Origin of the sequence: Bradyrhizobium ottawaense, from assembly GCF_900099825.1 — a bacterium.
In the GTDB taxonomy this organism is placed as follows: domain Bacteria; phylum Pseudomonadota; class Alphaproteobacteria; order Rhizobiales; family Xanthobacteraceae; genus Bradyrhizobium; species Bradyrhizobium ottawaense_A.
In genome coordinates this window covers 1,177,330-1,191,524 of sequence record NZ_LT629693.1, presented here as the reverse complement: position 1 = coordinate 1,191,524, position 14,195 = coordinate 1,177,330, and the positions used below count along the sequence as shown (strand labels likewise).

At 64.0% G+C, this 14,195-nt stretch carries 7 protein-coding genes; 6 read left to right on the top strand and 1 reads right to left on the bottom strand.

The genetic code is table 11. The features are described from left to right. The first annotated feature begins 150 nt into the window (after positions 1-150). The 3 genes from BLR13_RS05710 to BLR13_RS05700 all read left to right on the top strand — a co-directional run bounded on the left by BLR13_RS05710 (position 151) and on the right by BLR13_RS05700 (position 6,995). Complete coding sequence (locus BLR13_RS05710; protein ID WP_074826723.1) at positions 151-3,423, top strand: DUF2126 domain-containing protein; 3,273 nt, start codon at positions 151-153, stop codon at positions 3,421-3,423. Between the two features lie 150 nt (positions 3,424-3,573). After that, positions 3,574-6,120 carry a circularly permuted type 2 ATP-grasp protein gene (locus BLR13_RS05705; RefSeq protein ID WP_074826725.1) on the top strand — a complete coding sequence of 849 codons (2,547 nt, stop codon included), beginning with the start codon at positions 3,574-3,576 and terminating at the stop codon, positions 6,118-6,120. Continuing rightward, positions 6,117-6,995 (top strand): transglutaminase family protein, encoded by an 879-nt coding sequence (locus tag BLR13_RS05700; RefSeq protein ID WP_074826728.1) that lies wholly within the window; start codon positions 6,117-6,119, stop codon positions 6,993-6,995. Before BLR13_RS05705 ends, BLR13_RS05700 begins: the two co-directional genes overlap by 4 nt. Positions 6,996-8,070: 1,075 nt before the next feature. On the opposite strand, the gene BLR13_RS05690 is transcribed toward BLR13_RS05700, so the two are convergent. Further along, positions 8,071-9,783: a methyl-accepting chemotaxis protein gene (locus tag BLR13_RS05690; RefSeq protein WP_074826735.1), complete on the bottom strand. Its 1,713-nt coding sequence runs from the start codon at positions 9,781-9,783 to the stop codon at positions 8,071-8,073. 341 nt (positions 9,784-10,124) lie between these two features. On the opposite strand from BLR13_RS05690, the gene BLR13_RS05685 reads away from it, so the two are divergent. The 3 genes from BLR13_RS05685 to eutC all read left to right on the top strand — a co-directional run bounded on the left by BLR13_RS05685 (position 10,125) and on the right by eutC (position 14,055). Next, the gene (locus BLR13_RS05685; protein ID WP_074826738.1) at positions 10,125-11,507 is read left to right on the top strand and encodes an ethanolamine ammonia-lyase subunit EutB; all 1,383 of its coding nucleotides are present in this window, start codon (positions 10,125-10,127) and stop codon (positions 11,505-11,507) included. Positions 11,508-11,655: 148 nt separating this feature from the next. After that, positions 11,656-13,245: a B12-binding domain-containing radical SAM protein gene (locus tag BLR13_RS05680; RefSeq protein ID WP_074826743.1), complete on the top strand. Its 1,590-nt coding sequence runs from the start codon at positions 11,656-11,658 to the stop codon at positions 13,243-13,245. An 18-nt stretch (positions 13,246-13,263) separates the two neighbouring features. After that, on the top strand, positions 13,264-14,055 hold the full coding sequence (gene eutC / locus BLR13_RS05675; protein ID WP_074826745.1) for an ethanolamine ammonia-lyase subunit EutC: 792 nt from the start codon (positions 13,264-13,266) through the stop codon (positions 14,053-14,055). Positions 14,056-14,195: the final 140 nt, after the last annotated feature.

Sequence of the window (14,195 nt, the reverse complement as noted above, 5' to 3'; positions counted from 1 at the left end):
TTTCGATAGATCACGCGGTATGGGTCCCGGCGTTCGCCGGGACGACAGCCTGCTTCCGCACTTCCCGTAGGCAACCGCTGCCCGTTGTTAGTGCTTGATCCGTACCGGAACCAGTGTTCTGCTTAAAAAAGCTGCTGGAGTGTTCGGTCTGTGTCGATCTTCGTCGCGCTACATCACGTTACGCACTACAAATACGACCGTCCGATCGATCTCGGCCCGCAAACCATTCGCCTGCGCCCGGCGCCGCATACGCGCACGCCGATCCTGAGCTATTCGCTCAAGGTGACGCCGGCAAACCATTTCGTGAACTGGCAGCAGGACCCGCAAGGCAACTGGCTGGCGCGGTTCGTGTTTCCGGAGAAGGCCACCGAGCTCAAGATCGAGGTCGATTTCACCGCGCAGATGACCGTGGTCAATCCCTTCGACTTCTTCGTCGAGGCGTATGCGTCGAGTTTTCCGTTCCAGTACACCAGCGATCTCAAGACCGAGCTGGCGCCCTATCTGGCGACGTCGGACCAGGGGCCGAAGTTCGCGGATTACCTGAAGGACATTCCGCGCGAGGCCGACAGCACCGTCGACTTCCTGGTCGCGCTCAACGCGCAACTGCAGAAAAAGATCAGTTACGTCATCCGGATGGAGCCAGGCATTCAGACGCCGGAGGAGACGCTGTCCTGCGGCTCCGGCTCGTGCCGCGACTCGGCGTGGCTCCTGATCCACATCTTCCGTCACCTCGGGCTCGCCGCGCGTTTCGTCTCCGGTTATCTCATCCAGTTGCGGCCGGACATCGACCCGGTCGAAGGCCCGCGCGAGGTCGAAAGCGATTTCACCGACCTGCATGCCTGGGCCGAGGTCTACCTGCCGGGCGCGGGCTGGATCGGGTTCGACGTTACCTCGGGCATGCTGACGGGGGAGGGGCACATTCCCGTTGCGGCCACGCCGCACTACCGCTCGGCGGCGCCGATCTCGGGCACCGCAGGCTTCGCCGAAGTCGAGTTCGCGTTCGACATGAGCGTCAAGCGCATCCGCGAGGCGCCGCGCATCACCCGGCCGTTCTCCGACGAATCCTGGGCGCGCCTCGACAAACTCGGCGAGCAGGTCGATGCCGATCTCAAGGCCGAAGACGTGCGGCTGACCATGGGTGGCGAGCCGACCTTCGTTTCCATCGACGATCTGGAATCGCCGGAGTGGAATATCGCCGCCGTCGGTCCGACCAAGCGGGCTCTGGCCGACGAACTCATTCGGAAATTGCACGCGCGTTTTGCGCCGGGCGGACTGCTGCATTACGGGCAGGGCAAATGGTATCCGGGCGAAACCCTGCCGCGCTGGGCGTTCGGGCTCTACTGGCGCAAGGACGGTGTGCCGATCTGGAAGAATTCCGACCTGATCGCCAAGGTCGATAGCCCCGGCGAAGCCGACGTCGACGACGCCGAATGGCTGACGAAAAACATCGCGAAGCGGCTCGGCCTCGGCCCGGAATACGTGATGCCGGCCTATGAAGATCCAATGCACTGGCTGCAAAAGGAAGCAGCCCTGCCGGTCAATGTCGATCCCGGCGATTCCAGGCTTGCCGATCCCGAAGAGCGCGCGCGCATGGCGCGGGAGTTCGACCGGGGACTGACGACGCCGAGGGGTTTTGTGCTGCCGGTGCAGCGCGTGGACGGTGGTGCCGCGGACTGGATGAGCGAGCACTGGCAGTTGCGGCGCAGCCATCTGTTCCTGGTGCCCGGCGATTCCCCGCTCGGCCTGCGGCTGCCGATCGGTTCGTTGCCGTATATCCCTCCGGAAGAATATCCCTACATCGTCGAGCGCGATCCGATGGAGCCGCGGCTGGAACTCGCGGTCGAGGACAAGGACGCGGAGATCGGCGACGCGACGCCAAAGCGGCTGCAGCCGAAGCGCCGGGTCACGCCGGTGCGCACCGCGATGTCGGTCGAAATCCGCGACGGCGTGTTGTGCGTGTTCATGCCGCCGGTCGAGAAGATCGAAGACTATCTGGCGCTGATCGCGGTGGTCGAAGCCACAGCCGAGGAAATGCAGATCCGGCTGAACATCGAGGGATATTCGCCGCCTTACGATCCGCGCGTCGAGGTGATCAAGGTGACGCCCGATCCGGGCGTGATCGAAGTCAACGTCCAGCCGGCGCAGAGCTGGCGCGAGGCGGTCGATATCACCTTCGGCCTGTATGAAGATGCCGCCAAAACCCGGCTCGGCGCCAATCGCTTTCTGGTCGACGGCCGCCACACCGGTACCGGCGGCGGCAATCATGTCGTGGTCGGCGGCAGCACGCCAGAAGCTTCGCCGTTCCTGCGCCGTCCGGATCTGCTGAAGAGCCTCGTACTGTACTGGCAGCGCCACCCGTCGCTGTCCTATCTGTTCTCCGGCATGTTCATCGGCCCGACCAGCCAGGCGCCGCGCCTCGACGAGGCGCGTCATGACGGCCTCTACGAACTTGAAGTCGCGCTGACCCACGTGCCGCCGCCAGGGCTGAAGGCCCCGCTGTGGCTGGTCGACCGGCTGTTCCGCCACATCCTGGTCGACATAACCGGCAACACCCATCGCGCCGAAATCTGCATCGACAAGCTCTATTCGCCGGATGGCCCAACCGGCCGTCTCGGGCTGGTTGAGTTTCGCGCGCTCGAAATGCCGCCCGATCCGCGGATGTCGCTGGCGCAGCAATTGTTGATCCGCGCGCTGGTCGCAAAACTCTGGCGCGAACCGCAGCAGGGCAAGTTCGTGCGCTGGGGCACCACGCTGCACGATCGCTTCATGCTGCCGCATTTCCTCTGGGAGGATTTTCTAGGCGTGCTCGCAGAGCTCCGGCAGTCCGGTTACGATTTCTCGCCGGAATGGTATGCGGCCCAGCTCGAGTTTCGTTTCCCGGTGTTCGGTCGCGTCCACCATGGCGGCGTTGCGCTGGAGCTGCGTCAGGCACTGGAGCCCTGGCATGTGCTCGGCGAAGAGGGCTCGGCGGGCGGCACCGTGCGCTATGTCGATTCCTCGGTGGAACGGCTGCAGATCAAGGCGGAAGGTTTCGTCGAGGGCCGCCATGTCGTGACCTGCAACGGCAGGCGGATGCCGATGACCGCGACCGGGCGCTCCGGTGAGGCGGTCGCGGCCGTCCGGTTTAAGGCCTGGCAACCGGCGTCGGGCCTGCACCCGACCATTCCGGTGCACGCGCCGCTGACATTTGATTTGATTGACACCTGGAACGGCCGCTCGCTCGGTGGCTGCGTCTATCACGTCGCCCATCCGGGCGGCCGCAGCTACGATACCAAGCCGGTCAATTCCTACGAGGCCGAAGCAAGGCGGCTGGCCCGCTTTCAGGACCACGGCCACACCCCGGGCAGGATCGATCCGCCGCCGGAAGAACGCACAATTGAGTTCCCATTGACCCTCGACTTGAGGACGCCGCTCCTGCATTGATTGGCTTGACGTTTTCTTGAGGTTTCTTGGCGTTTTCGGGCAACGGCGCCCGCCCGGACCGATCCGGGGATGAGCTTAAGAAAACGCGTCAAAAACATAAAATCGGGACCTCGAATCTGATTTCATCAGGGGCGAGGGCGGGAAATTCGAATGGCGGGACAGGCCGGCCAAGGCAATAGTCAGGGCAGCAGTCAGGAAAGCAAGGCACGTCCGGGGCAGCGCCGGATGGCGCAGTGGACCCGCGACTATGCCCGGCTGCCCGGTATCCCCGACGAATATATCGGCCAGGACGGGGCGCCCCGCGCCGTCTGGACCCGGTTTTTCGATGCCTTTGCCGCGATGGCGCCGGCGGATGTCGAGAAGCGATTTGCGTCCGCCGACCGGCACCTGCGCGAAGCCGGCGTCACCTACCGCGCGCCTGGCGAGACCGCCGACCGGTTGTGGCCGCTGAGCCATCTGCCGCTGATCATCGACGAGACCGACTGGCAGCAATTGAGCGCGGGCATCGCGCAACGCGCGCAGCTTCTCGAAATGGTGTTGCGCGATCTCTACGGCGAGGGCCGTCTGGTCACGGAAGGCGCGATACCCGCTGCCGCCATCGCCGGCAGCAACGAATATTTGCGCGCGGTGTGCGGCGTCAAACCGCCAGGCGGGCGCTATCTCCATCTCTATGCCGCCGATGTCGGCCGTGGCCCCGACGGGCGCTGGTGGGTGCTGGGCGACCGCACGCAGGCGCCGTCGGGCGCAGGCTACGCGCTGGAAAACCGCCTGGTGCTGTCGCGCGCCTTTTCCAACCTCTACAAGTCGATGAATGTCGAACGCGTGGCGCCGTTCTTCGAGGCATTTCGCGAGTCGCTTCGCGCCGGCGCCGACCGCGACGAGCCGCGGATCGGTCTGCTGACGCCGGGCGCCTTCAGCGAAACCTATTTCGAGCATGCCACGCTGGCGCGCTATCTCGGCTTCCTGCTGGTCGAAGGTGACGATCTCGCCGTCAGCGGCGACCGCATCCATATCCGCACCGTCGCCGGCCTGAAGCGGCTCGACGTGCTGCTGCGCCGGGTCGATTCCAATTTTCTCGATCCGCTCGAACTCGATGCGTCCTCGCATCTCGGCGTGCCCGGCCTGATCGACGTGCTGCGCAAAAACGGCGTGGTGGTCGCCAACATGCCGGGTTCGGGCGTGCTGGAGGCGAGGGCGCTCCTGGGCTTCCTGCCAAGCCTGAGCCGGCGTTTCCTCGGCGAAGACCTCAGTATGCCGCACATCGCGACCTGGTGGTGCGGCCAGAAATCCGCGCGCGAGGAAGTGCTGGACCGGCTCGACGATTTCGCGATCGAGGGCGCCTATAGCCGGTCCGTTCCGGGCTTCCCGGGTCACGGCCCCGTGCTCGCCGGCGAGTTGTCGCCGGCAGATCGCGACCGGCTCAAAAGCGCGATCGCCGACCGCGGCGTCGATTATGTCGGCCAGGAACTGGTGCGGCTGTCGACCACGCCGGTGTGGGAGGACGGGCGGATCGCGCCGCGCCCGTTCGTGCTGCGCGTGTTCGCGGCGGCGACCGCCGACGGCGGCTGGACCATCCTGCCCGGCGGCTTCTGCCGGATCGCCGAGCAGCCCGACGCCCGCGCCGTGTCGATGGGCGACGGCGCGCGTTCGGCCGATGTCTGGGTCGTGTCCGACAAGGCGGTTGCCACCTCGACGCTGTTACCGGCGGCCGATACCGTGCGGATCAAGCGGATTGCCGGCGTGGTCCCGAGCCGCGCCGCGGACAATTTGTTCTGGCTCGGCCGTTATCTCGAGCGCGCCGAGGCGACGCTGCGGCTGATCCGTGTGCTGGGCACGCCGACGCGCGATCCGGTCAACGGAGCGTCGAGCGGGCCGGCAACGTCGCTGCCATCGGTCGAGCGCATTCAGCGGCTGCTGGTGACCTGGGGCGCCGCCACGCAGGCAAGCCGGGCGAATCCTGCAAAGGTCGTCGCCGAGGCATTGCAAAACCCGGAGAAATTCGGCTCGGCGCTGTCATTGCTCAAATCGGCGCAGCGTACCGCGACCTCCTTGCGGGAACGGCTTTCGCCCGACGCCTGGCAGGTCATCACCGAGATGACGGAACGGCTTGCTTTGCAGGTCGATGACGACGACGCGGTGGTCAGCGCCGCCGAACTGACGCTGCAGGAGCTGGCGAGCTTTGCCGGTCTGGCCCAGGAGAACATGAACCGCGCCGCCGGCTGGCGCTTCCTCGAAATGGGCCGCCGCATCGAGCGCGCCATCAATACCGCGCGGTTCGCCCGGCAGTTCGGCTATGACGAGGCCGGCGACGAGGATCTCGACGTGCTGCTGACGCTGGTGGACTGCCAGATCACCTATCGCTCGCGCTATCTGGTCGGCCCGGCGCTGGCGCCGGTGCGCGATCTCGCGGTGCTCGATCCCTACAATCCGCGCTCGGTGGCGTTTCAGGTGGCGGCGCTCAACGAGCATATTGCGAGCCTTCCGAGCCTCAAGGAGCACGGTCTGATCGAGCGGCCGCAACGCCTTGCGGTGGCGCTGCAGGCCATGCTGACGACCGCGGAAGCCGCGGCGCTCGATATCAAGGCGTTGTTCGCGCTGGAGCAGGACCTGCTCAACCTCGCCGATGCCATCGGTCTGCATTATTTCCCGCACGGACCCAATGCGAGCCGGCCGGAGAAGCTCACGGGCCTCGCGTGATCTACGACATCCGTCACGTCACGACCTACGCCTACGAGAGCCCGGTGAGCTTTGCGCGCTGCTCGCTGCGGCTGGAGCCGCGGTCGGGCGACGGCCAGCAACTGGTCTCCCACAGCGTCGACATCCGGCCGCGGCCCGTCGAGCGCACGGTGAGGCGGGATTTCTTCGGCACCCATACCGAGAGCGTCCTGATCGAAACTGCGCATCGCACCCTGCGGATCGATTCCCGCTCGCGTGTGTCGGTGTCGCGGCAGGTGCTTGAACGCACCGCACCGAGCCCGTCATGGGAGGACGTCCGCGACGTGGCGTTCGAGGCCACCAGCCTCGGTCCGGCCTCGCCGGTCGGCTACGTCTTTGCCAGTTCGCTGGTGCCGGTGCAGGCGCCGGTCACCGCCTATGCCGCGGCAAGCTTTTTGCCAGGCTGCGGGGTCGTCGCCGGCGCGGTCGACCTGATGCACCGGATCCGCACCGACTTCAGGTACGATCCCAAGGCCACCGTGATCTCGACGCCGCTCGCGGAAGTGTTCGAGAAACGCCACGGCGTCTGCCAGGACTTTGCCCATGTGATGATCGCGGGCCTGCGCGGGCTCGGACTGCCGGCGGCCTATGTCAGCGGCTATCTGCGCACCATCCCGCCGCCGGGCCAGCCGCGTCTGCAGGGCGCCGACGCCACCCACGCCTGGGTGTCGGTGTGGTGCGGCCTCGATATCGGCTGGATCGGTTTCGATCCGACCAACGATCTCCTGGTCGGGAACGATCACATCATTCTGGCGATCGGGCGCGACTTCTCCGACGTCTCGCCGGTCGACGGCATCATCGTCGGCTCGCGCAAGCAGAAGCTCAGCGTCGCGGTGGATGTGCTGCTGGTGGAGTGACATCCACAAAATCGCGAAAACAACCCCATGCAAAGTAGAATGAGCCCCGTTTGCGGCCCCCGTGCTGCGTAGCGTCCATAGGCACAAAATGAGATGATCCGTCGTCACGGCTCAACTCATCTCATCTCGCTCCAGCTAGGCCGGGAACCTATAAACGCGCCGGCCGGACGCCTTGCCAGCGTCCGCTATGCGCCCGTTGGCCGACGTATCGTTGCATAGCAACGAAACGACGCGAAGTGCCATTTGCAGACCAAAGCGCCTACGTGGCCTAAGCTGTCGTTGCGCTTCTGTTAGCCGACGCCCATTGCGCTCTAAACGCATTGCAGAATTCGTCCGCATCCCTCGGCGTCACAATGACCCTCCGAAAAAAGCCTCGGTCACGATGAAGGAGAACGTACGGCCCGAATGGCCGGCTCGGGAAACAGAAGCCAGTGAAGGCAGTCTCCAAAAGAGAAAGCTTATCAAATCTCGTGATCTCATCGCGCGGGATCGCCCAAACAACAAATCGTTTGAAAATGACAAATTCGACGGCCGTCGCTCCCAATCTGACGTCGAAAAGGTAGTGATAAAAGAGTTGCAAGCTCAGCGCCATGGGAACCATAGCGAGGAAAAGGAACGGTGCCAGGTTCGAGTGGTTCATTGGGCTGTGGACTTAGGACGGTTGAAAAAACACACGACTGCACGGACGGAGGTGCGAATATTGGGAGCGAAACATTATGACACTTGGTTGCATAAACTGATCACGTCAACCTTTCGCATCACTAATCGCTCTATTTTTAAGGAAGCGGGTTCAACTTCCGCAATGGGTCATTTGCGTCGATCCTGGCATGCCCCCAGCACGTCCGGTTAGAGGCTGATCTCGGAAATGCCGATTGTCCGGGTTTGCTGATTGAAGGCATTGGTTTGGAAGTGCTTCAAGCGCCCAAACTGGGCTTCGAATCATGCGTTATGAACTTACCGACTTTGACTGGATTGCCATCCGGTCGTTCCTTCCGAACAAACCGCCTAGCATTCGATGTGAGTTGACGACCGTCGCGTCCTGAACGGTATGGCTGCGTGCGAATTATGCCGGCCTCTAGGTCCCCGTTCGCCGCGGCTCGGCTGAATCGGCGCGCAGGTCGCGGAAGAACTTTTCGACTTCGCGGGACAGCGTCTCGGCCGTGGCGGTGAGGTCGCTGGAGGCGGTCAGGACCGAGGCTGCCGCCGTGCTTGTCGTGCCGATGGCGTCGCTCAGCGAGCCGATATTGACGACCAGCGTGCCATTGCCCTGCGCTGCCAGTTGCGCGTTGGCGGAAATCTCGCGAGTTGCCGCATCCTGTTGCCCGATGGCGCTGGCGATGATCGACGTCACCTCGTTGATTTCGCGCACGGCGTTGCCGATTTCGCGGACCGCATCGACGGAATTCTTGGTTGATGTCTGAATCAGGCCGACGTTCTGGCCGATTTCGGCGGTCGCCTTGGCGGTCTGCTCGGCCAGCGCCTTGACCTCGTGGGCGACGACCGCAAAGCCGCGGCCGGCATCGCCGGCGCGCGCGGCCTCGATGGTCGCATTCAGTGCCAGCAGGTTGGTTTGTTCGGCGATCGCCTGGATCAGGCTGAGCACGCCGTCGATACGCTGGGTTGCGGCCGCAAGGCCTTCGATTTCGGCGATCGATTTCTCGGTGCGCAGGCCCGCCTGCTCGACGGCGCCGGCGGATTGTCGGACCTGGCGGCCGATTTCCTCGACGGAAGCGGACAGTTCTTCGGCGGCGCCGGCGACGGCGGAAACGTTGCTGGACGCCTGTTCGGTAGCGCTGGAGGCCGCGACTGCGCGGCCGCTGGCATCGGACGAGACGCTGGCGATGGTCTCCGCGGTGCTGCGCATAGAGGTCGCATTGTCGGTAACCGCGCGCAACACGCCGCCGATGGCTTCGCGGAACGCTTCGACCGAAGCTTCGATCTGGCGGGCGCGCTGGTCGCGCGCCTTGGAATCCTGCAGCACCTGCGAATTGAGGTTGCGATTGCGATCCATCGCTTCCTTGAAGATCTGGATCGCCCGCGCCAGCGCGCCGATCTCGTCGCCACGGCCGGTATGCGGCACCTCGACGCCCTCGGCGCCTTCGGCGACGCGTTTGATGGTGTCGGTAATGGCCGAGAGCGGGCGCGCGATCGAACGGGCGATGATCAAGACGCCGAGCACGACCACGACCAGCGCCAGACCGCCGAGGCAGGTCAGCACAAAGGCCAGCATGTGGTTGGCATCGGTCTGCTGCGCGAGCTTCTTGCTGCGTTCGGCATAGACCCTGGAAAGCGCCTCGAGATCCTTGTTCAGCGCCGAGCGCACCTCACGATTGGCATCGTTGTCGCCCCATTCGCGGCCTGCCGCCGGACTGACCTCGACGCCGCGGCGCACCAGCTCCTTGCGGAAGTCGACGAATTGGTCGATCCGCTTCTTGAAGGTGGCGAATTGCTCGGCGTCGTCGGCCTGGACCAGCGCCTCCCAGTTCTTGACGACGGCCAGCAGACGTTCGTTGAACTTCAGCAGGCCTTCGCCGTATTTCTTCACGGTCGCCACGTCGGTCGACATGTAGATGCCGCGGGATTCCATCACGACCGCATAGACCAGCGAATTGACCCGCTCGACGTTCAGCGCGGCGCGGCTCGCGGTCGCGACGGCTTCGGTGAGCTCGGTGTTGCTGCGCGTGTTGTACTCGGACAACACGGTGACGGCGGCGGTGAGCACGGCGAACAACGCGAAGATCGCGTAGAGTTTGGCGGCGAGCGAAAGCCGGGATGACCGGGATGACATGGCGCCACCAGAAAATGAATGAGGGGATTTTGCAATTTCGGCCATACCGGCACTCCAAAACAGGCCGGGGAGCACAGTCGGCCGCTGAAAATTATGCTAAATTTTGATGGAGAATTTCTTAATGCGGGAAATTCATGAAGCTGCAACTATCTATAATTATCTAGCATTTTCAAATACTTGAATGTTTGATCTGGATTCTGTCGGCTGAATACGCCGCAAGCGCTGCGACCATAGCGCGCAGCCGGTGTCGCCCTGGGCAAGATGCAGGCACCCGGCATGTCATGGCGGGATGCTAGACTCCTTATCCGCCCCACGGACGCGCCGGCGGGTCTGGAGCCACCATGGTCTATCGCCAAGCCATTGATGCCACCTCGTATCTGTTCGATGATTTGCGCGACCTGCTTGCCAAAGCGACGCCGCCGCGCTCCGGCGATCGCCTTGCCGGCCTCGCGGCCGACAGCGCGGAACGGATGATCGCGGCGCGGCTGGCGCTCGCCGATGTTCCGCTCAAGCAATTTCTCAATGAGGCCGTCGTCCCCTACGAGGACGACGAGGTCACCCGCCTGATCATGGATACCCACGATGCCGCGGGCTTTGCAGCGATATCGTCGCTGACGGTCGGCGCCTTCCGCGACTGGCTGTTGTCCGATGCCGCGACATCAGAGACGCTGCAAAAGGTGGCGCGCGGGATCACGCCGGAAATGGCCGCGGCCGTCTCGAAGCTGATGCGCAACCAGGACCTGATTCTGGTCGCCAAAAAATGCGCGGTGACATCAGCCTTTCGCAACACCATCGGCTTGCGCGGACGGATGAGCGTGCGGCTGCAGCCCAATCATCCCTTCGACGACACCAAGGGCATTACCGCCTCGATCCTCGACGGCATTCTGTTGGGATCCGGCGATGCCTGTATCGGGATCAATCCGGCGAGCGACGACCCGGCCGTGATCGGCGGCATGCTGCGGCTCGTGGACGGGATCATTTCGCGGCTGCAGATCCCGACGCAGGGCTGCGTTCTCACCCACGTCACCACCACGCTCGGATTGATCCGGCAGGGTTTCCCGGTCGATCTGGTGTTCCAGTCGATTGCGGGAACGGAAGCCGCCAACCGCAGCTTCGGTGTCGACCTGGCGCTGTTGCGGGAGGCGCGGGAGGCGGGACTGTCGCTCCGCCGCGGCACCGTCGGCGACAATGTGATGTATTTCGAAACCGGGCAGGGCTCGGCACTGTCGGCCAATGCCCACCACCAGGTCGATCAGCAGACCTGCGAAGCGCGGGCCTATGCGGTGGCGCGCGCGTTCGATCCCTTGCTGGTCAACAGCGTGGTCGGCTTCATCGGTCCCGAATATCTCTATGACGGCAAGGAGATCATCCGCGCCGGGCTGGAGGATCACTTTTGCGGCAAGCTGCTCGGGCTGCCGCTCGGTGTCGATATCTGCTACACCAACCACGCCGAAGCCGACCAGGACGACATGGACAACCTGTTGACGCTGTTGGCGGCCGCCGGCGTGACCTTCATCATGGGGGTACCGGGCGCCGACGACGTCATGCTGAACTATCAGTCCACCTCGTTCCACGACGCGCTCTATGTCCGCGACCTCTTCGGCCTGAAGCGGGCGCCGGAGTTCGACGACTGGCTGCAGCGGGCCGGTCTGGCCGGCGCCGACTTCCGGATTGCGGGCAATGCGGGCCTGCTGCCCGAATTTGCCTCACGGCTGATCGCCTGAGGGCCGGCTGGAGGCTGCGGACGGCGGTTTTTGTGCAACCATTGAACCGATGGCGCGTTTAAGCCGACTGCCACAATGTTGAAGAAATTCTGGCCCAGCTTTCAATGTCGTGCTTAGATTTGCGAAGGCTTTGGCTGAGGAAGTTTGAATGAGAGCTGAAGGCATTGAGACGGTTCGGCGCATCCTGTGCGTCTTTCCGCGCTATACGTCTTCTTTTGGCACTTTCGAATATGCCTATCCCCTGACCGACGGCGTCCAGGCGTTCATGCCGCCGCAGGGACTGCTGTTGATCGCGGCCTATCTGCCGGCCAACTGGCCGGTGCGCTTCATCGACGAGAACATCCGCCCCGCCACCAAGGAAGACTTCGAATGGGCGGAAGCGGTGTTCGTCAGCGGTATGCATATCCAGCGCCAGCAGATGAACGACATCTGCCGCCGCGCGCATGCGTTCGATCTTTCGGTTGCGATCGGCGGGCCGTCGGTGAGCGCATGTCCGGATTACTACCCCTCGTTCGACTATCTCCATGTCGGCGAACTCGGCGATGCCACCAATGAGCTGTTCGCGCGGCTGGCGCACGATCCGTCTCGCCCCGAACAGCAGGTGGTGCTGAAGACCGTCGATCGCGTGGCGATGACGGATTTTCCGATTCCCGCGTACGAACTCGCCGAGGTCAAGAAATACTTCCTCGGCAGCATCCAGTATTCGAGCGGCTGTCCCTACCAGTGCGAGTTCTGCGACATCCCCGGCCTCTATGGCCGCAACCCGCGGCTGAAATCGCCGGAACAGATCATCGCCGAACTCGACAAGTTGCGCGAATGCGGCGTCACCGGCTCGGTGTATTTCGTCGACGACAATTTCATCGGCAACCGCAAGGCGGCGCTGGATCTGCTGCCGCACCTGGTCGAATGGCAGAAGCGGACCGGTTACGTGATGCGGCTCGCCTGCGAGGCGACGCTCAACATCGCCAAGCGGCCCGAGATTCTGGAAAAGATGCGCGATGCCTTCTTCGTCACGATCTTCTGCGGCATCGAGACGCCGGATCCCGAGGCACTGAAGGCGATGCACAAGGACCACAACATGATGGTCCCGATCCTGGAAGGCGTTCACACCATCAATTCCTACGGCATGGAAGTCGTCTCCGGCATCATCATGGGGCTCGACACCGACAAGCCGGAAACCGGCGACGCGCTGCTGGCGTTCGTCGACGAATCGCGGATTCCGCTGTTGACGATCAATCTGCTGCAGGCGCTGCCGAAGACGCCGCTGTGGGATCGGCTGGAGCGCGAAGGCCGTCTGCTCGAGGAAGACGAAAGCCGCGACTCCAACGTCGCGTTCCTGTTGCCCTATGATCAGGTGGTCGATTCGTGGCGCAAATGCATGGCAGTCGCCTATGCGCCGGAAAAGCTGTTCGCGCGCTACCAGTATCAGTGCGACTACACCTATGCGCGGCGGTTGAAGGTGCCGGTAACCCCCGAGCAGAAGAGCTGGGCCAACATCAAGCGCGCCTTGATCATGCTCCGGAACATTTTCTGGAAGGTCGGTGTGCTCGGCGATTACAGACGCGTGTTCTGGAAATTCGCGCTGGGGCGGCTGCGCCGTGGCGACATCGAGGGGCTGATCGCGTCGTCCATGATCGCACATCACCTGATCATGTTCGCGCGCGCGGCGTCGGTCGGTCAGCAGAGCGCGTCGAACTATTCGATCCGGCTGCGCGAGGCCTCGGTCCCCGCCGAGTAGCAAACCCTGGAAGTCGTCATGAAAACGCCGGCGGTGCCCGGTTCGATTGCGACCGTTTCGATCAAGCGTCTGCGCGAACTGACGCCGGCCCGCGTCGGGCTCGGCCGGGCAGGGGCGAGCATGCCGACCGAGGCGTTGCTCGCTTTCACGCTCGACCACGCACGCGCGCGCGATGCCGTCCATGCCGCCTTCGATGCCCCGCGCCTGAGCGCGGAATTGGCCGGCCTCGGCCTGAACGTGCTTGAGGTCGCAAGCCAGGCGCCCGACCGGCGCGACTATCTGCGCCGTCCCGACCTTGGCCGCATGCTCGACGCCGGATCGCGGAGTTTGCTGGCCGACCGGAGCGACAATCGTTGCGAGCTTGCCGTCGTCATCGGCGACGGCCTGTCGCCGGCTGCGGTCAACCTTCACGCGGTCGAACTGGTTCGCAACCTTGCTGGACGGCTGGCGGAGACCAGCATCGGAGTAGGCGCGGTCGTGGTTGCGTCGGGCGCGCGCGTGGCGCTGGGCGACGAGATCGGTGCTGCGCTCGGCGCGCGCATGGTGGTGATGTTGATCGGCGAGCGGCCAGGCATGTCGGCGCCGGACAGTCTCGGGGCCTATCTGACGTTCGGACCGCGCATCGGCTTGACCGACGCCGAACGCAATTGCATCTCCAACATCCACGGCGCCGGCCTGAGTTACGATGAAGCCGCGTTCAAGATTGCGTGGCTGGTTCGTGAAGGGCTCGCGCGGCAACTCACCGGCGTCGCCCTGAAGGACGAAAGCGGAGGACCGCCGGCGCAGATCGCGGCCAGTTCGGCCCTGTGAGCGAGCCCGGTGTGACAAATCAGAGACTTAACGCGCATTTTCGTCATCCGCACGCCGATTTGCCCCGCCGCGCGCGCTTGCCGGATCGGGTTCGGACCTGTAAAACGGCGGCGTTAATTTACCGCGTGATTTCAAGGGCT